This window comes from Lysinibacillus sp. GW823-FHT06C08 (genome assembly GCF_058795135.1).
The window spans coordinates 1-21,159 of sequence record NZ_JBXAHN010000001.1 but is presented as its reverse complement, the minus strand read 5'-3'; the positions used below and the strand labels follow the sequence as shown (position 1 = coordinate 21,159).

General features: G+C 37.1%; 19 protein-coding genes, 2 tRNA genes and 3 riboswitches. Of the genes, 2 read left to right on the top strand and 19 right to left on the bottom strand.

Going from position 1 to position 21,159, the window contains the following annotated elements; all coding sequences use genetic code 11:
- Positions 1 to 30 precede the first annotated feature (30 nt).
- From AC1Q6O_RS00105 to AC1Q6O_RS00060, 10 genes are all read right to left on the bottom strand, one after another.
- Positions 31 to 552, bottom strand: a complete 522-nt coding sequence (locus tag AC1Q6O_RS00105) for a DUF2179 domain-containing protein (protein WP_008179593.1) — start codon at positions 550 to 552, stop codon at positions 31 to 33.
- 248 nt (positions 553 to 800) lie between these two features.
- Complete coding sequence (locus tag AC1Q6O_RS00100) at positions 801 to 1,151, bottom strand: VOC family protein (protein WP_089987066.1); 351 nt, start codon at positions 1,149 to 1,151, stop codon at positions 801 to 803.
- Positions 1,152 to 1,455: 304 nt separating this feature from the next.
- Positions 1,456 to 2,169 (bottom strand): GNAT family N-acetyltransferase, encoded by a 714-nt coding sequence (locus AC1Q6O_RS00095; RefSeq protein WP_427071424.1) that lies wholly within the window; start codon positions 2,167 to 2,169, stop codon positions 1,456 to 1,458.
- Between the two features lie 279 nt (positions 2,170 to 2,448).
- Complete coding sequence (locus tag AC1Q6O_RS00090) at positions 2,449 to 3,747, bottom strand: nucleobase:cation symporter-2 family protein (protein WP_036122372.1); 1,299 nt, start codon at positions 3,745 to 3,747, stop codon at positions 2,449 to 2,451.
- Complete coding sequence (locus tag AC1Q6O_RS00085) at positions 3,747 to 4,331, bottom strand: xanthine phosphoribosyltransferase (RefSeq protein ID WP_036145342.1); 585 nt, start codon at positions 4,329 to 4,331, stop codon at positions 3,747 to 3,749. Before AC1Q6O_RS00085 ends, AC1Q6O_RS00090 begins: the two co-directional genes overlap by 1 nt.
- Before the next feature lie 131 nt (positions 4,332 to 4,462).
- A riboswitch (purine riboswitch) is annotated at positions 4,463 to 4,564 on the bottom strand.
- A gap of 164 nt (positions 4,565 to 4,728) precedes the next feature.
- Complete coding sequence (locus tag AC1Q6O_RS00080; protein ID WP_089987064.1) at positions 4,729 to 6,552, bottom strand: APC family permease; 1,824 nt, start codon at positions 6,550 to 6,552, stop codon at positions 4,729 to 4,731.
- 119 nt (positions 6,553 to 6,671) lie between these two features.
- Positions 6,672 to 6,821: riboswitch (cyclic di-AMP (ydaO/yuaA leader) on the bottom strand.
- Between the two features lie 213 nt (positions 6,822 to 7,034).
- Positions 7,035 to 7,553 carry a PepSY domain-containing protein gene (locus AC1Q6O_RS00075; protein ID WP_069479786.1) on the bottom strand — a complete coding sequence of 173 codons (519 nt, stop codon included), beginning with the start codon at positions 7,551 to 7,553 and terminating at the stop codon, positions 7,035 to 7,037.
- Positions 7,554 to 7,646: 93 nt separating this feature from the next.
- Positions 7,647 to 8,312 carry a PepSY domain-containing protein gene (locus AC1Q6O_RS00070; RefSeq protein WP_089987063.1) on the bottom strand — a complete coding sequence of 222 codons (666 nt, stop codon included), beginning with the start codon at positions 8,310 to 8,312 and terminating at the stop codon, positions 7,647 to 7,649.
- Positions 8,309 to 9,604 (bottom strand): sensor histidine kinase, encoded by a 1,296-nt coding sequence (locus AC1Q6O_RS00065; RefSeq protein ID WP_089987062.1) that lies wholly within the window; start codon positions 9,602 to 9,604, stop codon positions 8,309 to 8,311. Before AC1Q6O_RS00065 ends, AC1Q6O_RS00070 begins: the two co-directional genes overlap by 4 nt.
- Positions 9,601 to 10,290, bottom strand: coding sequence for a response regulator transcription factor (locus tag AC1Q6O_RS00060; protein WP_008179612.1), 690 nt, complete (start codon positions 10,288 to 10,290; stop codon positions 9,601 to 9,603). Before AC1Q6O_RS00060 ends, AC1Q6O_RS00065 begins: the two co-directional genes overlap by 4 nt.
- A 213-nt stretch (positions 10,291 to 10,503) precedes the next feature.
- Between AC1Q6O_RS00060 and AC1Q6O_RS00055 the strand changes: the two genes are divergently transcribed.
- Positions 10,504 to 11,769: an Nramp family divalent metal transporter gene (locus AC1Q6O_RS00055; protein WP_008179614.1), complete on the top strand. Its 1,266-nt coding sequence runs from the start codon at positions 10,504 to 10,506 to the stop codon at positions 11,767 to 11,769.
- A 576-nt stretch (positions 11,770 to 12,345) separates the two neighbouring features.
- Here the strand turns inward: AC1Q6O_RS00055 and AC1Q6O_RS00050 are convergent.
- The 5 genes from AC1Q6O_RS00050 to AC1Q6O_RS00030 all read right to left on the bottom strand — a co-directional run bounded on the left by AC1Q6O_RS00050 (position 12,346) and on the right by AC1Q6O_RS00030 (position 17,349).
- Positions 12,346 to 13,035, bottom strand: a complete 690-nt coding sequence (locus AC1Q6O_RS00050; protein WP_008179615.1) for an ABC transporter permease — start codon at positions 13,033 to 13,035, stop codon at positions 12,346 to 12,348.
- Positions 13,028 to 13,951, bottom strand: coding sequence for an ABC transporter ATP-binding protein (locus tag AC1Q6O_RS00045; protein ID WP_008179617.1), 924 nt, complete (start codon positions 13,949 to 13,951; stop codon positions 13,028 to 13,030). Before AC1Q6O_RS00045 ends, AC1Q6O_RS00050 begins: the two co-directional genes overlap by 8 nt.
- A 136-nt stretch (positions 13,952 to 14,087) precedes the next feature.
- Positions 14,088 to 15,023 carry a sensor histidine kinase gene (locus AC1Q6O_RS00040; protein WP_008179619.1) on the bottom strand — a complete coding sequence of 312 codons (936 nt, stop codon included), beginning with the start codon at positions 15,021 to 15,023 and terminating at the stop codon, positions 14,088 to 14,090.
- 5 nt (positions 15,024 to 15,028) lie between these two features.
- Complete coding sequence (locus AC1Q6O_RS00035) at positions 15,029 to 15,721, bottom strand: response regulator transcription factor (protein WP_008179621.1); 693 nt, start codon at positions 15,719 to 15,721, stop codon at positions 15,029 to 15,031.
- Between the two features lie 164 nt (positions 15,722 to 15,885).
- Positions 15,886 to 17,349: an amino acid permease gene (locus tag AC1Q6O_RS00030; RefSeq protein WP_008179624.1), complete on the bottom strand. Its 1,464-nt coding sequence runs from the start codon at positions 17,347 to 17,349 to the stop codon at positions 15,886 to 15,888.
- An 82-nt stretch (positions 17,350 to 17,431) separates the two neighbouring features.
- Positions 17,432 to 17,608: riboswitch (Lysine riboswitch) on the bottom strand.
- A gap of 151 nt (positions 17,609 to 17,759) precedes the next feature.
- Here AC1Q6O_RS00030 and AC1Q6O_RS00025 point away from each other — a divergent pair.
- Entirely contained in the window at positions 17,760 to 18,992 is a 1,233-nt protein-coding gene (locus AC1Q6O_RS00025; protein ID WP_008179626.1) for a CynX/NimT family MFS transporter, read from the top strand.
- 44 nt (positions 18,993 to 19,036) lie between these two features.
- Here AC1Q6O_RS00025 and AC1Q6O_RS00020 read toward each other — a convergent pair whose 3' ends face one another.
- From AC1Q6O_RS00020 to AC1Q6O_RS00005, 4 genes are all read right to left on the bottom strand, one after another.
- The gene (locus AC1Q6O_RS00020) at positions 19,037 to 19,576 is read right to left on the bottom strand and encodes a hypothetical protein (protein ID WP_492400853.1); all 540 of its coding nucleotides are present in this window, start codon (positions 19,574 to 19,576) and stop codon (positions 19,037 to 19,039) included.
- A gap of 65 nt (positions 19,577 to 19,641) precedes the next feature.
- Positions 19,642 to 20,688 (bottom strand): nitric oxide synthase oxygenase, encoded by a 1,047-nt coding sequence (locus AC1Q6O_RS00015; protein WP_008179633.1) that lies wholly within the window; start codon positions 20,686 to 20,688, stop codon positions 19,642 to 19,644.
- Positions 20,689 to 21,009: 321 nt separating this feature from the next.
- A tRNA-Glu gene (locus tag AC1Q6O_RS00010) sits at positions 21,010 to 21,081 on the bottom strand.
- 1 nt (position 21,082) lies between these two features.
- Positions 21,083 to 21,159: transfer RNA gene (locus tag AC1Q6O_RS00005), tRNA-Asn, on the bottom strand.

The following is a 21,159-nucleotide window of genomic DNA, read 5'->3' as shown; positions in this document are numbered from 1 at the left end:
AAAGGACCTCAGCTAGTAGCTAAGGTCCTATTATTTTTGCCTAGCCTTCATACGAGCTAGTAAAAAACCGCCTTTAAATGACTTTGGCTCGTAGGAAATTATAAATGCATTCGGTTCAAATTGCTCTACTATTTGAAAGAGTTCTGCCTCTCGATTTCTCTTTGTTAAAATTTCATATTTATAGCGATTACTATCTCGCCCCTCACCAACATAAATCGTAACAGCAAATCCCTCATTACGGAGAAACCTCACAAGCTCTTCATTTTTATTTTGAGTATTAATGGTTGCATAAACATAGCCAATCGCCAGCTTCCGTTCAATTTTGGCTCCTAAAAAAATACCTAAGCCAAAACCAATTGCATAAACGACCATAGCTAACATACTTTGTTTCCCGCTAAAAACAAGCGAAAGGCCAAATACATACACGAGCATCTCTAGCATACCGAATATGGCAGCAAGGAAAGTAATATTTTTCACCAAAAATATTGTACGTAAAGTTAAAAAGGGTACATATACTAATTGAAGTATTAAAATCAAAACGATACTTTGCATTTATACTAGACCTTTCTAAGAGTAGTTATATAAGTGTATGTTGAAATAGAGAATTACATTCTATTAAAAATACCTTATTTATAAATTCCCTCGCCACTCAATTCTAAACATTCACGCCTAAAACAAGCTGTGTACTAAAAAAAGCCGTTCGATTATTCCAACGACTTTAAAGGAAAACAACAAGCTATTTCCCCACTATTTAAACGAAGTTAACATATTGCGGTCATTTTCAAATTAATTCCTTTGATTTATTTTTCCCAAAGCTCGATACGTCTTCCTTCTGGATCTTCAATCCAAATAAATTTTCCAAACTCATGAATTGTCTTGTCCATTGCAAGGGGCACACCTATTTTTTCAAGATGTTTGATACTGTCTTCTAGATTTTCCACTTGAAAGTTTAGCATCACTTGCTGATCTGTTGGAAAATAGCTGTCATGCTCAGAGAAGAAGGAAAAGATCGTTTCATTGCCTGACTGTGGTGTAATCATGGTACCATTCCAACTTTCAATTTCCATGTTTAGAACTTTGCTATACCACTGTTTAATTTCTTCTAGATTTTCAGTCCTCCAAAAGACTCCTCCCAATCCCTTTACTTTCATAAAGATCTCCCTCCTACCAATTAGTTATGAATTTAAATTCTAGTTTTAAATGTGAATACCTTCTTTCGTTAACATACCCATACCAGTTGAATAGTAAAAAGCTTTTATGCAAGACAATCATATTTTTTCTTGCGGATCTCTTGATAAAGGGACATATTAAAAAACGTTCTACAGCCGAACGTTTTTAGAAATTTTTACCTTTTATGTAAATGTGATAGCTTTTATATCATCTCAACAAACATTCGTTACTTCATTAAGAATTCCTCACTAAAAAGCCTCATTGATAAATGAAAATAGCCAATCCTTAAATAGAATATTGTAAAGAAATTACAGAATTACTTTGAATGCATCCGTTTGAAAGCATTATATTTCTCATTGGAATATTGTCAACTCCGGTCATCCCTAAATAAGACATAGCTTTAAATTCATTTTTCAATCTATATAGGCCTATTAAATGTAAGTCCTTACCTAATCCTGTCCCCATAAAATTAGGATGAATACCAATCCAAAACATACGACCTTCATTATTTGTATTTGGTTCTATATGAGGGAAAACTACACCAACAGGTTCACCGTTAACAATATATACTGTATACATATTGTTGACTTGTGATGGGAGTTCCGTCCTCATTTCCGTCAGAAATTTCTCTGCATCTATAACACTTGTACTCATCACTTCAGATAAAAAAAAGATAGACTTTTTCTCAGAGCATGACCATATTTCATAATCTAGTTCTGAAATAGTTAATGGTGTCAGTAAAGATCTCTTAAATGCTATTCTTTTATCAACAATTTCCATTTTAGTTCTTGTACAATTCAAGCTATCTAAAAGAACTTTCGGACATTCAAACCTAACTTTTTCTAAACCACTCTGTAAGTTATCTAAAAGCTCATTTATTAACACATCTATCTCAGCGGCAAAATCAAGTCTATCCTCTAAAATCTCTAGCATCATTACACTATCACTTTTTAGGTAATGTACGCCAACACTTCGGAAATGTTGTAGCAGATTATCCATATGTTTTCACCTCTTATGATTTATACTATTCTTCTCCTTTCAACCATTTCCCTCTTAATTGGTCAAAGAAGTATTTTTACCAAGTTTCTAATCATACATTGATCAGACACATAATAAACAAGAAACTTGCTTATTACTACCTAATGTTTTTTTCGAACATTTTCTGCCCTTTTTTCGCATAAAAAAATGCCACCTCCTCCAATCTAAATCAATAGATAAAAGTAGGTGACATTGTTCTTTATATGTTTGAATTCTGATACATGCTATTGAATGATCTCTTTATGCTTCTCCATGCATCGGGTCTTTTTTATGCTTCGGCCCAATCATGTTGAATAAAATATTAAGGATAATCGCTGTGACTGAACCACAGACGATTCCGTTAGATGTTAAAATAGACACTTTTTCTGGTAGTGCATCAAAAATGCCAGGAACGACTGATACACCGACCCCTAAACTTACTGCAATCGCAGCAATCATCGCGTTTTCTGCTGACTCGTTCATAACTGGTACAAGCATACCCATACCCTGTGTAATCACCATACCGAACATCGCTAACATTGCCGCACCTAGTACGGATGTTGGAATAATCGTTGTTAATGCTGCGATTTTCGGTAGGAAGCCAAGTGCTACTAGTAAACCACCTGTGATGTAAATGACTTTACGGTCCTTAACACCTGACATACGCGTTAGACCCACGTTTTGTGAGAATGTAGTGTACGGAAAGGCATTGAAAATTCCACCGATTACAGATGCAAGACCTTCTGAGCGATAACCACGAGCCAAATCTTTTGAATCTAATTTTTTATTACATATATCACTTAGTGCAAAATAAACACCAGATGATTCAACTAAAGATACCATTGCTACAAGCGTCATTGTAATAATAGCCGTTACATCAAATGTTGGCATTCCAAAGTAGAATGGTTGTACCATATGGAATACATCCGCTTCTGCTACTGGGTCGAAATTAACCTTGCCCATGAATGCCCCTAAAATTGTACCAGCTACTAACCCAACTAGAATGGAAATAGCACGGATGAAGCCTGTAGAAAAACGATAGACGATTAAAATAATGACTAGTGTAATAAATGCTAATGCAATATTTGAGCCGGATGCAAAATCCTCTGCCCCTTGTCCACCTGCCATATTATTTAAAGCTACTGGCAGTAAAGAAATACCGATAATAGAAACGACAGATCCTGTTACTACTGGTGGGAAAAATTTCACTAGCTTCCCGAAGAAGCCCGCAATAATCACGACAATCAAACCAGATGCAATAATGGAACCATAAATATCTGTGATACCTTGCTCTGGGTTTGTACCTATAGCAATAATTGGACTTACCGCTGTAAATGTACAACCAAGTACTACAGGTAAGCCAATACCAATAAATTTACCTGAGTAAACTTGTAAAAGTGTTGCGATCCCGCACATCATAATATCAATCGCCACTAAATACGTCATTTGTGTTGAATTAAAGCCAATTGCCCCTCCAATAATAAGTGGCACTAGGATGGCTCCAGCATACATCGCAAGTAAATGTTGAATTGCTAGCGTCGTTGATTTAAAGGTATTCATTACGCGCGAGCCTCCGTAGCAAATGTCACTTTGCCATCTTCAAGAGAATCTACAATCGCTAATGATTCCACGCGAACACCTTGCTCACGTAATAATTTTCCCCCATCTTGGAAGCCTTTTTCAATAACAATGCCAACTCCTACAACATTAGCACCTGCTTGAGCTGCAATATCAAGTAAACCCTTTACAGCTTCTCCGTTTGCTAAGAAATCGTCAACAATTAAAATATTGTCGTCTTCACTTAAAAAATTACGTGATACAGAGATATCATTTGTTTCATTTTTAGTAAATGAATGTACTTTTGATGTGTAAAGGTTATCTGAAAGTGTTAATGATTTACGTTTACGAGCGAACACTACCGGTGCACCGATTTCTAGCCCTAACATGACAGAAGGAGCGATGCCTGAAGATTCTATTGTTAAAATCTTTGTAATTACTTGGTCAGCAAATCGGTTTGCGAATTCATGACCAATTTCCTTCATTAACAATGGGTCAATTTGATGGTTTAAAAATGAATCTACTTTTAATACTGAAGATGATAGAACTTTACCCTCTTGCATAATTTTGTCGTGTAATAACTTCATTTCTGTCATATCCTTCTTTCTTAAATATTAATAAAAAAAGCTGAACACCTTGGTCCCATTCAGCTACGAGTGGAGCAAAGCATTCAGCGTTAAAACGTCGAAAGGAATAGAAAACATCATGAAAGAAGTTCTCTAAAAGCATTGCTACCCATAGTCGATTTATTTACGGTAAATCGGTAGAAACTTGCAAGCCATATCCTCGCTATTATATGAGTAAAATTGTATGAATCTATCAGAATACCCAATTTAACACTTTATTCGGTAGAAGCCTATTTCTCCTACTGAAAAATGTTTAATTTTTCGGAATTTAATGGTATTCTGCGACTTTTTAATTGTAAACGTTCGTGTTTTCAATCAACGTACTGATTATAACAGACAATTTTCTAGCATGCTAGCATTATTTTGATAAATGAAAGGGTACTGTCATAATCACGACATTTCTGTGAAATAACAATGTTGTACGTATTAATAAGCTAGATTGATTGTGAAGCATATGATGCCAGCCTTTTTTAGGTAAAAATTGAGGGATGACAACCGTTACTTTATGACCTGTTTTCGCACATTGATGGTCCACTTTATCTATAAATTTGATCAATGGCTGTGTGATGCTACGATATGCTGAATAATAGGTTACTAGTCGAATATCTGGTTGCCAAGCCTGCCATTTTTCTTCGAAGGCTTTTGCATCCGCTTGATCGAAAGCCACATAAAAGGCAATAATTTTATCAACCTTTAGTGATTTCGCATAATGAAGGGAATTTTCAACCACCTTCGTTATACCAGCTACTGGTACGATGAATACATTTCCTTCAATAGTAGCGACTTCCTCTTTACTCAATCTCAGCTGTTCCCCAACGGCTTGATAATGAAGCTTGATCCGATGAAATACAAAAATGATAATTGGTAAAAATACAAACACTGGCCATACCTGAGGCAACTTCGTTACAAAAAACATCATCGCTACAATAAACGAAATGGCTGCACCAATTGTGTTAATCGTAAATTTTGTCATCCAGCCAGTAGGTTTTTCGCGCCACCATTTTCGCATCATTCCCGTTTGTGCTAATGTAAACGGAATAAATACCCCAACAGCATAGAGTGGAATCAAATGCTCTGTTGCCCCATCAAATAAGATGATTAAAACAATGGCTGCTAGTCCTAGCATCATAATGCCATTAGAATACCCTAGGCGATCCCCACGCATTTGAAATATTCTTGGAATAAAACCGTCTTTTGATAAATTGACAGCAAGTAGAGGAAATGCTGAATAGCCTGTATTTGCTGCAAGTACCAAAATCATCGCTGTTGTACCCTGTACTATATAATAAAAGAAATTTCGACCAACACTTGCTTCTGCTAGTTGGGAAACGACTGTCGCTTCCGAAGTTGGCGCAATTCCGTAAAAATAAGCTAAACTAACAATACCGATAAATAAAACCGCTAAGATTCCGCCCATTGCTAACAATGTTTTAGCAGCATTATTAGGAGCTGGATTTCTAAAATTAGGGATCGCATTCGATATAGCTTCTACCCCTGTTAAGGCTGAGCTCCCTGACGCAAATGCCTTTAATAATATAAATAAACTAATCCCTGCGACGGGTGTACCTATCTTTGGATGCAGCTCTGCTGGCACCTGACCTGTTGCAACATTATAGAGCCCCATCCCAATCAACACTAACATAACGACTACAAACAGGTAGACAGGGTATGCCAAAACAGAGGCGGACTCTGTTACACCACGTAAGTTCAAGACCGTTAAAAAAATCACAAAGATAATAGCAATTGGCACATTGTATGGATGCAGACTTGGAAATGCCGATGTAATGGCATCTGTCCCTGCTGATACACTTACCGCTACCGTTAAAATATAATCAACGAGCAATGAGCCACCTGCTACAAGACCCGCGTTCACACCTAAATTTTCCCTAGATACTACATAAGCGCCGCCCCCGTGTGGATAGGCGAATATAACCTGACGATATGATAAAGTCAGTGCCACCAATAGGACAACAACCCCTGCCGCAATCGGTAAAGAATACCAAAATGCTAATGTTCCCACAGTCATCAGGACAATTAAAATTTGTTCCGGTCCATAAGCTACGGAAGACAAAGCATCGGACGATAATATGGCCAATGCCTTTGTTTTACTAAGTTTTTGCTCCCCTAACGCATCGGATCTTAATGGTTTGCCGATTACATAACGTTTAAATGAGGATTTCATCAATAAACACCTTCTAGTTTCTTAGATTGTGTTTCGCCTTCCTAAATGAGATCAAAAAACGCCTACAAGTCATCACTAAATAAGACTTGTAGACGCTCATCTGTCTGCCAAGCTCCAACTTTTCTGCTCTTAACGCTTACGAGGTTAGCTGTCGGATTCGGGCCTGAGTAGCCCTACCCTTCAAAAGAAGAGATTCACCCCAAGGAATGCTTATGCACTCCGTCTAAAATGGGTCCCCCGCGTCTAGTTTGCTTCAGCGATTTAGAAATTTGAAACTTTAATAATGATGTCATATTACGCCTGGCGATTAAAAAAGTAAAGAAGAAAATTTTTATTTTTTACAAGTGAAATACATAGACTTTTTGAAATACATTGTTAATATCCATGGTAGAAATTAATTTATCCGCGAATACCTAATTTAAAGGCATTTTACAACAAAAAAACCTTAAAAGTATGCTCTACTTTTAAGGCAACAACTATTATTAGTCTTCCATATCTTGTTCAAAATCAACAATTTCTCCTGTAATCGAATCAACATCAACATCATATTCATATTGCCCATTTTTTAACTCGATTTCATAAATACCATCATCTAATTTAATTTTTGTGACTGTACCCTTTGCTTTTGTTAGAGCCGCTTCAATAGCCTTTTCTTTACTTATAAGGTTAGTAGCAGTATTAGCGTTAACCCATTCATTATCATCGTCATCTTGACGCTCTTTCTTCTGCTTAAGTAATTTTCCAGTATAGGCATCGAATTTTAAATCATACTCTTCTTTATCAGCATGCACCTCTACCTCATAAACAGAGCGGTAGCGATTTTGATCTAGTTCAATATCTGCTACTGTCCCATCCACTACTGCTAATGCTTTCTTTTCGATTTCTTGCATGGATAGAATCTTTTTTTCTTGTGCACTTCCTGATAATAAAGTTGTTGAACCAATTGCCGCTCCAACACCAAGAGTCACCACTAATGCGGGAATCATAATTATTTTTTTCATGTTCATCTCTCCTTTGTTTTATCTGCTTTTAGCTTACCAAGCAAAGATGATAGAACTATAAGAGGAACATTAGAATTTCATGAGAAAACTCGTTTAATCGTCCCATGAAACAGAAAGGACCCTTCCAGATACAGCATGAATTTGGAACGTGGCTTCTTCATGCTCTGTTTCAATTTCAACTAAATAATAACCGCCCTCCGCCGTATCTTCAAAATCTACAGAATCCACTTTCCCAGTTAATTGTTGCAGCGCTATATCAACGGCTTGCTGTTCGGTAATAATATGGGGTTTTTCAGGCTGATTTAGTGGTTCTACATCTTTTTCAGATAACACTTCACCCGAATAGCCATCTACCGTTATATCTTTTTGCTTATGTTCCTTTTCAACACGTGCGGTATAAATAGTTTCCGTGAGCATGACGTTTTCTACCTCACCATATTTTTCTTTCACCATTTTTCTTATTTGATTTTCCGTTAACAATAATTTACTTTGCCCTTTTTGTAACGTTAGATCAGAAACCTGCTGTGTTGTAGCATCAAGCATGGCTGTATATTTCAAATTCTCACGTGTAAATTGAATTTCAAATGAATTTCCACGCTTTTTTACTTCTGAAACTTGACCTTTATAAATAGCTTCGATATGGCGTATGGCCTCCTCTTCACTGAGAGGCTCCTTTTGAAAATAGCGATTTTGAATAAACCAAAGCACTCCGCTACAAAGAAGGACAATCACAATAAGTATTAAAGCCCACTTTTTCATTGCTGCCCCTCCTTTGGTATACACAAGGTAAAACTTGAACCTTCTCCAACTGTACTTTCCACATCTATGGTGATGCCCAATTGTCCCGCAAGTTCATGTGCAATCGCAAGCCCTAAGCCAGAACCGCCTGTTTTACGATTACGATCCTCTGTGACACGGTAAAAACGCTCAAACAAATGTGGAACATGCTCTGCAGGAATACCGACGCCAAAATCCTGAATCGTCATTCGTACATGCGTAGTAGTTTCAGCTGTGGAAATATGAACATCATCCTCACTATATTTCCTAGCATTATCAAGCAAAATAAAGAGTAATTGCTTCAAAATTTTTTCATCACTGTCCATAAATTGTGGTGCTTCTGCATCGACTATAAAATTCCGATGGTATGCCTGCTGCATTTGCGCAGCCACTTTATTAAGGAAGGGAGCCAGCTCTAGCTGTTCAATATGAATATCCATATGCTCATTATTTTTGGCTAGCTCTAATAATTGCAATACCATTTCATGCATACGAGAAGATTCATTTGCAATAGCCTGCAGCGATTCCTGCGCTACTTCACGATTGTCAAGGCCTCTTCGTAAGAGCAACTTTGCATAGCTTTCGATGACAGTAATGGGCGTCTTTAATTCGTGAGAAGCATTTGAAACGAATTCCTGTTGCTTTTGATAGTGCTGTTCAAGCTTCACCATCATCATATTGAACGTTCGATTAATTTTTGCTAATTCATCCCCACCTTTAGCTGGGATGTCCATTTTTTCATATTTCCCCGTCAATGCACTTTTGCGCATTGTCGCATTTAAGCGTTCTAGTGGTAACAAAATTAGGCGACCGAGTGCCAAGCTCGCTAAAAAGATTGGAATGGTGGCAATAATGGACACAACGATCAAAATAGCCTTTAATAAATCCAGTGTACTTTCTACTTCCTCCATTGATTGCTGTAAGGTGATGTCCACAATTGTCCCATCAATCCAAATAGTAGGCATTGTATAGGTAATGGAAGTAACATCTGGCATGTCTAGAGTGGCCTGAACCTTCGTCTTCAAATTTTCTCCATCATAAACATAGATAGCACCACCAGCTGGCATATATGCTCTTAATACTTGCTGTAGGTTGGTTTGTGCATTTAACTGACTTAATGTTGAGCTTAAATCATTCGCTCGTGTATGAAGTTGACTATATTCCGTATTATAGGCAAATTTCTCGTACAAAAAGTAAATTCCACTATTAGTTGCCACTAAAATTACTAGCATTAATAAAGTGGTAAGTAGATGAATTTTTGTTTTTAGCTTCATGATTTATTTTCCTTCAGCACATAACCTACACCGCGAACTGTTTGAATAATGGGTGTTACATTAGCGATTTCAAGCTTTTGGCGCACATAGCGAATATAGACATCCACAACATTTGTATCTCCGTAGTAATCAAAGCCCCATACAGTCTCTAATATTTGTTCCCTTGTGAGCACCTGCTTAGGATGCTTCATTAGATATAGCAATAAATCGTATTCTCTAGGAGTCAGTTGGATCTCCTTACCATAATAAATAACTTCTCTTGTCTGCTCATTGATCGATAACTGTCCAAACGACACACCAACCTTTGTTGGACTAGCCTTTTGAGAAAACCGTAGAGCATTACGGATACGGGCCAGTAATTCTTCAATTTCAAAGGGCTTTGTCACATAATCATTAGCTCCCAAATCCAATCCCTTTACCTTATCCTCCACCTCACTTTTAGCAGTCAGCATAATAACTGGGGTCTGTGATTCTGTTGCGCGAATACGCTTTAGCACATCTATGCCACTCATTTCGGGTAACATAATATCCAGTAAGATTAAATCCCATTGCTGCTCACGATATTGCAATAAACCATCTGCTCCTGTATGGGCCATCACCGCTTCATAGCCTTCAAACTGAAGCTCTAACTGGAGCACTCTCGCAATATTTTCCTCATCTTCTATAATTAAAATTCGATTGCTCATGTCGAATCAGTCCTTCACCTTTTCTTTCATCGTAAACGATACAGGTAAGGAAAGTCTAATTAGAAATTGATGAGAAATGTGCATACTTATTTTTTTAAAATTTTAAGCAAAGCGCTTCCCTTTTTCTAATCCTAGCGTTAGAATACTATTATCTCATTTTCCTCTAGGAAACTTTATTTCACGAACGATACTTTTTGAAATGAGGGAACAAATATGGTATACAAACAAGTCACAAAATCGTCTGCTGAGGCGGTTTTAGATGGAGATATAAAAGGTTGGCGACGGTTTTTACCTTTTCTTGGGCCTGCATTCATTGCAGCGGTCGCCTATATTGACCCTGGCAATTTTGCCACAAATATTACAGCTGGCTCTCAATATGGTTACTTACTCCTTTGGGTAATAGCCTTTTCTAATTTAATGGCGGTGCTCATCCAATCCTTATCTGCCAAGCTTGGTATTGCGACAGGAAAAAATTTACCTGAGGTGGCACGTGAACATTTTTCTAAAAAGACATCTATATTTCTTTGGATTCAGGCTGAATTAGTCATTATTGCTACCGACCTTGCTGAATTTATCGGGGCCGCATTAGGGCTTTATTTGTTATTTAATATCCCTATGCTTCCAGCAGCTATCATTACAGCAGTCGGATCATTTGCTATTCTAGAGCTTCAAAGAAGAGGGTTCAGAGCCTTCGAGGCAGGCATTTCTGGCATGGTTTTAATTGTCGTATTAGCATTTGCCTTCCAAACATTTTTAGCACAGCCAGAATGGGGCGAAGTAGCGTTTGGTATGTTTACGCCTCAATTTGAAGGGGTGGACTCATTACTATTAGCAACAGGTATTTTAGGTGCGACCGTCATGCCCCATGCTATTTACTTACATTCTTCTTTAACACAAAGTCGTATTATCGGTCGTAATGAAGAAGAAAAAAGACGAATTTTCCGTTTTGAATTTATTGATATTATCATCGCAATGATCATTGCTGGAGCCATCAATATGAGTATGCTCATTATCGCGGCAGCAGTATTTCACACACAGGGGATTGTAGTAGAGGATTTAGATGTTGCCTATAACGGCCTAAAGGATGCTCTCGGCCCAATGGCTGCCATTTCCTTTGGTCTTGGTTTACTAATTGCAGGGCTAGCTAGCTCCTCTGTAGGGACATTAGCAGGTGACGTAGTAATGCAAGGCTTCATTCAACGAAAAATACCACTTTATTTACGGAGAGCCATTACAATGGTGCCTCCGTTAGCGATTATTGCATCCGGTGTAAACGCAACCCATGCGCTCGTTCTTAGTCAGGTTGTGTTATCTTTCGGTATTGCATTTGCCCTCGTCCCTCTCGTTATGTTTACAAGCAAACGAGACATTATGGGTGGCTTAGTGAACCACCGTATTACTACTATTTTAGGATGGTTTGTAGTTGTCATCGTTGTGGCATTAAATATTTACTTACTAGGTGAAACAATATTTGGGTAAAATAGTGAATTAATAGACTAACAAAAGGCATCGAGAAGAAAAATCTCGATGCCTTTTTGTTGATAATCTAAAGGTGACAATTATAAACAAATTTACTACCATTGGATCATACATGATCCGATGCTCTAGTAGGTTAGCTAAAGCAGTGCAGAAGTTACGTTGATAATAAAGCAACAATGGTTGCAATTCTTAATTTCCTCATTGAAATCACCTTTAAATAAATATAAGATTGATAAAACATATATTTCCTTTTTTATCATTTTTAATATAGGAGGTTTTTCCATACAATTTTATATACCTATACTTATTATTGTATTAATAGTTATACAATTCCATCATGCCAAAAAAGGAAATCTTTTATTTACTATTTTATTGGCCATCTCTTTTTCTATTTTAATTAAATTTCTATTATGGGAATCTAATTACTTATTTTTATTGCTTTACGTTAATTTATTTCTATATTTAATAAGTTTAGTTACCTATTTTACAAGACTAACTATGTGAGTGTAACAAACGATCGAATTGCTATCATCATCGTTCGATATCAACAAAACTTATGAGTACCTGGCTCTTTCATTAAACATCAACCTTCTCAATATTGCGGATAGCTAGATAGGCAATACTAATACCTATAATTGCTAACGAGATTGGAATAATAATGATGTCATTTAATGTGAAGTTACCTGTATTGGATGAAGTCACTGATACGATTAGAATAGAAGAAATAATTGTTGCTGGAATAGAGTATTTTCTCATACCGAAATACAACGGAATTAAGGCCATCCCTGAGGCAGCAATTGCATTCATGAGTACAGATGGTATATGTTGCATGATTAAAGTATTAGATAATATATCAGGAATTAAATCAAATTTATCGCTTACGATGCAAAAGATGGTTGTAATCAAGACATTGGAAACGATGATTACACTAAAGGTAAACAGCATGACAATCGCAAGCTTAGCAGCGATTAATTTCTTTCGGCTTATAGGATACATAAAGGCCAATGTGATTGTTTTAAACTTATATTCTCCGATGATCAGCTTAGCTATTAATGTAGCTGCAAAAATAATAAATACCGCTCTGACAAATGAATCAATGACACTTAAAGCCATTTCATAATTTTCAATACCAACTTCCCCTTCTACTTTAGAAATAAATAAAATCATAAACATAAATCCTAAAATAATAAAGTTAGCAAACAAAGCACTTTTAACATAGGAGCCTAAATGATATTTTTTCATTTCTAAACGCATTAAATTAAGCATGAACAATCCCTCCATTTATTAGCTTAAGGAAGTAATCCTCTAATGTGCTTGTTTTCTTGCTAATCTCCTCTATTTCAATGTCATGTTCAATCAATGTTTTTGTTAGAACTTTTTGAGATACTGTCAAATCATAAATTCGTATAGAATTATCATCCATTAGTTTGAAATTAGCCATTTTTAATTTACTTTCTAAAATAAAGGCTGCTTTTTTGCCATCGTTTACGATCACTTCAATATAGTCGGCTTGATTACGATTAATCGTATCCATCGTTACTTCAGTAATGAGTCTACCTTCCTTGATGACACCAATTGTATCGGCCAATTGTTCAATTTCCCCTAATATATGACTAGAGATAATGATTGTAATGCCATACTCCGTACAGAGCATTTTGAAAAGCTCTCTCAATTCTTTAATCCCAATAGGGTCTAGTCCATTAATTGGCTCATCTAAAATAAGGAGCTCTGGCTTTGTAATAATAGCGCGTGCAATACCTAGTCTCTGTTTCATCCCTAATGAGAAATCTTTTACCCTCTTCTCCTCTGTATTTGTCAATTTTACAAGGTTAAGGACATGAGCAATTTCCTGCTTATTGTAATAGCCCATATATTCGCAATGTAGTTCTAACGTTTCTCTAGCCGTTAATTTTTCATAGAAAATAGGATATTCAATAATCGTTCCCATTCTTTTTAATAGTTCATACGATCGATCGGTCAACCTCTCACCAAATATTTCAACATCTCCACTTGTTGGCTTCGTCAGATTCGTTAGCATCTTCATAACTGTCGTTTTACCCGCTCCGTTAGGGCCTAAAAAGCCATAAATCTCTCCCTTCTTCACGTTCATATTGACAGCAGAAACCACTTCTTTTCCTTCGTACACTTTCGTAAGCTGGTTTGTTTTCACAATGTATGTCATGTCAATCTCTCCCTCAAATGTGGCTATTATCATTATAAAAAATGAAACTCTCTAATTTATTACTGGATTCTTACAAATTTCTTAAGAGCATAAGAAAAGCCTGTAAAGCACAATAAAAGCTCCACAAGCTGTGATTTCAATACATCATTCGTTTTAATGCAATGGTAAAAATGGTCTTTTTATAGGGGATACTTGATAACTGGATGGAACCGTCCATCATTTCCACTAATCGCTTTGTAATCGTTAAACCTAAGCCACTCCCCTGGAAGGATTTATTGCGAGAGTCCTCTAGCGTGTACATTCTCTCAAAAACACTATCAATATGGTATTCATCGATTCCTTTACCACAATCCCATACATCTATATAAATAGTCGTTTCATCATTTCTTACGGTTAAGCCAATTACATTACCATCCGCCCCATAGGCAAGAGCATTGGATAAAAGATTGTTGAGAACCCTATCTAACGCTTCTTCATTGCCAAGGGCATACATAGGTGTTTCAGGGATTGTAATAGTAATATTCAGTCCCATCGACGTGACCATATCGTAAAATGATAATATATTTTTACGGCTAATTTCACAGACATTGATTTTAGTGATTGGATAATCTGTGTCCCCTGCCTCTAATTTGGCAAGATCGAAAAATGTATGGATAATTTTTAATACTTCTAGTGTTTTAGCATGTACGCCCGCTAATAGTCTTTGACGTTCCCCTTCACTAGCTGAGCCTTGAAGCTGAAGCATTTCAATATAGCCTAACACAACCGTTAAGGGCGTTTTTAAATCATGTGAAATATTCGCCAGCATTTTTTTCATGGAATCTTCCATTTTGCGATGTGTCGCCTGAACTTTTTGGTGATGGTCCAGCCAAGCGTTTATCGAAATAAGTAACTGTTGAATTTGTGAGTTGCTTGTAGTTACCAAAATCTTTTCGTTACTTTTTTCTTGAACAATGCCTTGGAGTTTTTCATTCATATATTGGATCGTCTGATTTTGTTCTTTTTTTGTTTTCCATTGAAAAATAACTATTCCTATAAGCACCACAATTATGATTAATAGAATGATTATCATATTTGTTATCCTTCAAACTTATAGCCAATTCCCCACAGCGTCTTAATATACTGGGGGGTGGATGGATCATCTTCAATTTTTTCGCGTAGCCTTCGAATATGTACATTAATAATATTTTCATCACCGTAATATGCATCTTTCCATATTAGCTGATAAATTTGCTCTTTGGTAAAAACTCGGTTACGGTTTGTTACAAATAGCTTTAAGATGGCAAATTCCTTTGATGTTAGCTTCACTTCTTTTCCACTTTTATTTATTGAAAAATTGACAATATCTATCTTTAAATCGCCTATGACTACTACATCTTGTTTGTGATCTGTTTGGCCAGCGTATTTTGTAGCTCTTCTAATAACGGCCTTTACGCGAGCAGAGAATTCCAGCATAGAAAATGGCTTAGCAATATAATCGTCTGCCCCTAATCCCAAGCCAAGCGCTTTATCTACATCACTATCCTTTGCGGACATAATGATGATAGGAAGTGCTGCCTGTTCTCGAATGACTTTTAAAACTTCTAATCCATTAAGCTTAGGAATCATAATATCTAGGATGACTAAATCAAAGGTTTGATTTAAACAATATTGCAATGCCTCTTCACCATTATTGGCAGTGGTGACTTCGAAGCCTTCCAATAATAAAAAATTCGCTACCATTTCGCGAATAGCCTCATCATCTTCCACTAGTAAAATATGTTTTTGCATTTTCATGCACCTCTCTCTACTAGAAAGTCAAAAATCACACTTCCATATCTATAGTATACTACCATATATATGATATTAATTTAGTAATAATTTTAAAGGTCTCTATATAAAAAAAAGCTGTTCCATCAACCATTATACAGCGGTTTATAGAACAGCCCTTCTATTTAATTTTCCACTTTTAAATCACAATCTTTAAGAGGAAGCATTTTTGTTTTATGTTTAATTTTGTACCCTAGCCATAGCAATAGGAACAGTGGAATACCAATATAGGAAACAAGGATACCATACCAATCGATTGTACCTCCGATAAACGCTGTGTAATTCTGTCCAATTACAACAATCATACAAATAGTAAAGGCGAATAGTGGACCGAATGGGTATAGCTTTGCTTTATACGGTAATAGCTTTGGATCTAAGCCCTGTGCCTCGAAAGCACGACGGAAACGATAATGACTAAATGCAATACCTAGCCAAGCAATAAAACCTGACATCCCAGAGGCATTTAATAGCCAGATATAAACAACCCCATCACCAAAGAATGATGCTAAAAACGCTACACAGCCTACAGCTAATGTTGCGATCAATGCATAAATCGGAATACCTCGACGACTTAGCTTTGCAAAGAATTTAGGAGCATGACCATCCACTGCTAATTGCCATAGCATACGTGAAGATGCATACAGTCCAGAATTACCTGCTGATAGCATAGCCGTTAAAATAATGGCATTCATTAAGGAGGCAGCAAAAGCAATACCTAAACGATCAAACACGAGAGTAAATGGAGATACAGCGATATCCTCCGATAATAAGCGTTCATCTGTGAATGGAATTAACATCCCTATAGCAGCAATAGCTAAAATATAAAATAAAATAATACGCCAAAACACCGATTTTACTGCCTTCGGTATATTTTTTCCAGGATCATCTGTTTCCCCTGCTGTTACCCCAAGTAGCTCTGTTCCTTGGAATGAAAATCCTGCTGCAAGGAAAATACCAAATGTAGCAAGGAAGCCACCATGGAATGGTCCATCACTAATAAAGAAATTTGTAAAACCTACAGGTGCCTGTCCACCTAAAATACCAAAAATCATTAATATGCTAATAATAATAAATACAATGACCGTAGCCACTTTAATCATCGCAAACCAATATTCACTTTCACCATAGCTTTTTACAGACAATAAATTAAATGTCAGTACAATTACAATAAATAATACTGTCCAAAGTGCTGATGAGCTATCTGGGAACCAATATTTCATAATTAATGACACTGCCGCAATTTCGGCTGCAATCGTAATTGCCCAGTTATACCAATAGTTCCAGCCTAGTGCAAAGCCTAGAGCGGGATCTACAAATTTTGTCGCATACGTACTAAAAGAACCCGAGGATGGCATATAGGCAGCCATTTCCCCTAAACTTGTCATTAAAAAATATACCATAATACCGATTAAGGCATAGGCAAGCAATGCGCCTCCCGGTCCTGCTTGTGCAATGGCACCACCACTGGCTAAAAATAGCCCTGTACCAATTGTACCGCCTAAAGAAATCATTGTGATATGACGGCTTTTTAATTCTTTTTTCAGCTTCGGTGCATTATGGCCGAGCTGATTTACTTTTATTTCACTCACGATATAGCTTCCTTCCTATTTATGAGGCAAAAAAATGCCATCACATGAACAATGTGATGGCTAAGTTAATCCTCAGTTTTTCCTAAACGATAGCTCAACACGTTGTACAAACGTGACAGTTCTGTTCCTTTCGGAGACAGCCCCAGCATGAGGTTTTCAAGTCCCCTCACACTTCGGCAATATTTCCTTTCAGCTAATCTCTTCAATGCTTGTCATTTCAATAAGCTTACTTATAAATATCGCGACCTCTACCTCATTACAAACATGAGGCATATAATTATTAAATTTATGATGTTTACTATACTAACATAAGACCTAAGACATTTCAATATAACCATTAATGTTTTGTATTTTGTGAATTTTCCACTATTTTTAATAGTGTAATAAAGTGTTATAGTAGTTCAATTAGAATGGTAATAACGGGGGGAATAATTTTGACTTTACATGATCATTCCGCCAGCTACACGAATAGAAAAATTAGCTGGAAGGGAACAACCTTATTATTAGTTTTTGGAATAATATTTATAGCGTCTACATTACGAATGCCACTAACTGTTGTGGGTCCAATTGTATCCTTTATCCGTGACGATCTTGGTATTTCCAATGTTCTAGCCGGTTTTTTGACAACTATTCCATTGCTTGCTTTTGCCACTATATCACCATTCGCACCAGTTGTAGCACGAAAACTTGGGCTTGAGCTAACCTTATTTTTATCCACGATTTTATTGGCCTTAGGAATTGTACTACGCTCCCTCGGTACAACAGGGTTACTTGTATTTGGCACAGTGCTCATTGGCGTAGCCATATCATTTGGAAATGTGTTGATTCCAGGTTTATTAAAATTAAAATTTCCATACCATGTAGGGTTACTAATGGCATTTTTTACTATGTCGATGAACTTAACGGCTGGACTTGGAGCAGGTATTAGTTATCCAATAGCTAATTCTTCACTAGGTTGGCAGGGAGCATTGGCTGTGGCGCTTATATTAGTCGTATTAACGATTTTAATTTGGATACCTCAATTGAAATTGAATAAGCCAGAACCAGCTACTACGGCCAAAAAAACAGGTAAACCCCTTTGGAAATCACCTGTTACATGGGCAGTAACAGGTGCAATGGGCTTACAATCTTTATTATTTTATACGACAGCAGCTTGGATTCCTGAAATTTATATTGCGCAGGGATTGGCTCCTGATAAAGCTGGTTGGATGTTTTCCATTATGCAATTCTCACAAGTCCCCATGGCATTGGCTGTCCCCATTATTGCTGGTAAAATGACTTCACAAAGACCACTTGTCCTTATGTTTACATCGTTCTATTTAGTAGGATTTGTCGGCGTTGTAATGGAATGGACAACGTTGGGGATATTATGGATGATCCTTCTAGGTTTAGCAGGTGGAGCTTCATTCGCATTAGCAATGATGTTCTTTACACTTCGCACACGTACAGCATTTGAAGCCGCTGATCTATCAGGGTTTGCACAATCATTGGGCTATTTATTCGCTGCCATTGGGCCGATTCTTTTCGGATACCTCCATGATTTATTTGGTGGTTGGAATATTGCCGGCTGGCTCTTTGTTGTTGTTGCTATGACACTCTTCTTATGTTCCATGCGAGCCTCTAAAGATGAATATGTCCATTAAATTTAAGCAGTTGGGGAAGTGATCTGACCCCATCTGCTTTTTGTCTATATCCATTTCTTTTTTTGATATTTTAGTAAGGCTAGCAGTTCCTCAAGTTCCTCTGTTGTGCTCTTGGTACGTGCCTTAATAGCAGTAAAAACAGGGATTGCCTCTTGAAGGAGTAAAAAACTAAAATAATAATAGCCTAAAAAAGCTTCTGGTTCATAGCCTCTAGGTGTATCTTCCTCCCATTCCAGCTCATCATCCTCTTCATTTTCCACCCATAAATATTTCGTATCCAAAAGCTCCTGCATCGTTGAAACGTTATGTGTTGAATCTTGATAATCCTCAGTTATTGCATGAGCCACAGCTAAATAAAGCTCTATTTCTGCTAAGGAGACTTCCTTCACATTTTTACTTGAAAGCTTTTTTAAAAGAATAAGCAAAATCCATGGCGTCACCTGCCAAAGTGTTCCTTGATGTTCGATTAGTTCAGTCAGCTCTTGATATTGTTCCTGTTCAATTAGGCGAGGAATGTCTGTTCCTCTGCCATAAGGTGTCGTCAATTGTTGCCAAGGGATATTCGAAATATTTTGGTTCAACATCTTGAATTGCCTCTCTCCTAAAAAGGTACTTAGGAGCTGTTCGTTTATGAACAACTCCTTTAAAGTTAATAACATGGTTTCTGATAAAAATAATTGGGCGTATGGTAGGTATTTACATAAGGCTTATGGAATATATGAGTGGTCGCAGGGGAAAGTGGTGGGATTAACCATGTCCAGTTACCCGTAACTTCTCGCCCTGCTGATTCCTCAGCTTCCTCAAATAATTTAAACTGCTGAGCAGCAGTATGATGATCTACAATGCTCACACCATTCTCTTTAAAAGAATGAAGGACAGCTATATTGAGCTCCACTAATGCTCGGTCACGCCAAAGAGAAGCTTGTTTGGTTGTATCCAGATTAAATATATCCGCAATAGCTGGGAGCATATTATAACGCTCATGATCGGCTAAATTGCGTGCCCCAATTTCAGTCCCCATATACCAGCCATTAAATGGAGCTGCTTGAAAATCAATGCCAGCCATTTGAAAACGCATACTCGAAATAATAGGAACAGCATACCATTTCAATTCTAATTTCTCTACAGCTTCCGATTCCGGATGACGTATTGGAACCTCTAAAATATACTCGGTAGGAATCGTAAATAGTTGGGGAGCATGTCCATCTACCTGTATGACAAGTGGTAATACATCAAACGGCGTACGCTCGCCTTTCCAGCCCATCGATTCACATACTTTTGTAAAAATGATGGAATGTGCATCTCCAATAATGCCTTCTTCTGTTTCGTAGCCTGCATAACGAATTAGCTGATGATTCCAAATCCGTACTCTGTCAGTTGCAAACACTGTTATAGTTGGACGAATTTTCCCATGATTAGTGGCATACTCAATATGCTCTAGTAACTTTTGAAAAATGCCCTGTTCATCTAAAACTTCTCGTGCATCTACTACATGCAATGATTGCCAAAACAACCGTCCAATACATTTATTGCTATTACGCCATGCAACTCGTGCGCCAAAAACTAGCTCCTCTGTTGTAGGCTTATATTCCCCTGCACTTTTAATCTGTTGTAATCTATTTTCTAACCAAAGTTTGGATTCATTTTGTTCCAGCTGGTATTGATTTAAAAAACATTGTATCTCCTGTATATTCATATCGATTCCTCCACTTATCCTCATATTAGAGGAACGAGGCAATAAGCACCATGAAAATAGCTAGTGAAAAAACATACATATTGCATATATGAAATAGTTTGTTCAAATTTACTATAAAGCATCGTTCCAAGTAGTAATTGAATTATAGTACTCCTTTAAACGAGCCTATAAAAAGAGAGGGATTATGAGCATTTGGTAGAAGGAAATGTTTAGACCTAACATTAAAAAGCTACAAAACCTTGTCAAAGGATTTATAGCTTTGATACCTGTTTATGCAAAGATAAAAAAAGCATGTAGCACACAACTGTGCTACATGCTTGATGACCCGTACGGGATTCGAACCCGTGTTACCGCCGTGAAAGGGCGGTGTCTTAACCACTTGACCAACGGGCCGTGGCTCCGAAGGCAGGACTCGAACCTGCGACAACCTGATTAACAGTCAGGTGCTACTACCAACTGAGCTACTTCGGA

Excerpts from the sequence above, each read along its gene's own strand:
- AC1Q6O_RS00105 (WP_008179593.1), bottom strand. The coding sequence starts at position 552 with ATGCAAAGTATCGTTTTGATTTTAATACTTCAATTAGTATATGTACCC.
- AC1Q6O_RS00100 (WP_089987066.1), bottom strand. The coding sequence starts at position 1,151 with ATGAAAGTAAAGGGATTGGGAGGAGTCTTTTGGAGGACTGAAAATCTA.
- AC1Q6O_RS00095 (WP_427071424.1), bottom strand. The coding sequence starts at position 2,169 with ATGGATAATCTGCTACAACATTTCCGAAGTGTTGGCGTACATTACCTA.
- AC1Q6O_RS00090 (WP_036122372.1), bottom strand. The coding sequence starts at position 3,747 with ATGAATACCTTTAAATCAACGACGCTAGCAATTCAACATTTACTTGCG.
- AC1Q6O_RS00085 (WP_036145342.1), bottom strand. The coding sequence starts at position 4,331 with ATGAAGTTATTACACGACAAAATTATGCAAGAGGGTAAAGTTCTATCA.
- AC1Q6O_RS00080 (WP_089987064.1), bottom strand. The coding sequence starts at position 6,552 with ATGAAATCCTCATTTAAACGTTATGTAATCGGCAAACCATTAAGATCC.
- AC1Q6O_RS00075 (WP_069479786.1), bottom strand. The coding sequence starts at position 7,553 with ATGAAAAAAATAATTATGATTCCCGCATTAGTGGTGACTCTTGGTGTT.
- AC1Q6O_RS00070 (WP_089987063.1), bottom strand. The coding sequence starts at position 8,312 with ATGAAAAAGTGGGCTTTAATACTTATTGTGATTGTCCTTCTTTGTAGC.
- AC1Q6O_RS00065 (WP_089987062.1), bottom strand. The coding sequence starts at position 9,604 with ATGAAGCTAAAAACAAAAATTCATCTACTTACCACTTTATTAATGCTA.
- AC1Q6O_RS00060 (WP_008179612.1), bottom strand. The coding sequence starts at position 10,290 with ATGAGCAATCGAATTTTAATTATAGAAGATGAGGAAAATATTGCGAGA.
- AC1Q6O_RS00055 (WP_008179614.1), top strand. The coding sequence starts at position 10,504 with ATGGTATACAAACAAGTCACAAAATCGTCTGCTGAGGCGGTTTTAGAT.
- AC1Q6O_RS00050 (WP_008179615.1), bottom strand. The coding sequence starts at position 13,035 with ATGCTTAATTTAATGCGTTTAGAAATGAAAAAATATCATTTAGGCTCC.
- AC1Q6O_RS00045 (WP_008179617.1), bottom strand. The coding sequence starts at position 13,951 with ATGACATACATTGTGAAAACAAACCAGCTTACGAAAGTGTACGAAGGA.
- AC1Q6O_RS00040 (WP_008179619.1), bottom strand. The coding sequence starts at position 15,023 with ATGATAATCATTCTATTAATCATAATTGTGGTGCTTATAGGAATAGTT.
- AC1Q6O_RS00035 (WP_008179621.1), bottom strand. The coding sequence starts at position 15,721 with ATGCAAAAACATATTTTACTAGTGGAAGATGATGAGGCTATTCGCGAA.
- AC1Q6O_RS00025 (WP_008179626.1), top strand. The coding sequence starts at position 17,760 with ATGGTAATAACGGGGGGAATAATTTTGACTTTACATGATCATTCCGCC.
- AC1Q6O_RS00020 (WP_492400853.1), bottom strand. The coding sequence starts at position 19,576 with ATGTTGAACCAAAATATTTCGAATATCCCTTGGCAACAATTGACGACA.
- AC1Q6O_RS00015 (WP_008179633.1), bottom strand. The coding sequence starts at position 20,688 with ATGAATATACAGGAGATACAATGTTTTTTAAATCAATACCAGCTGGAA.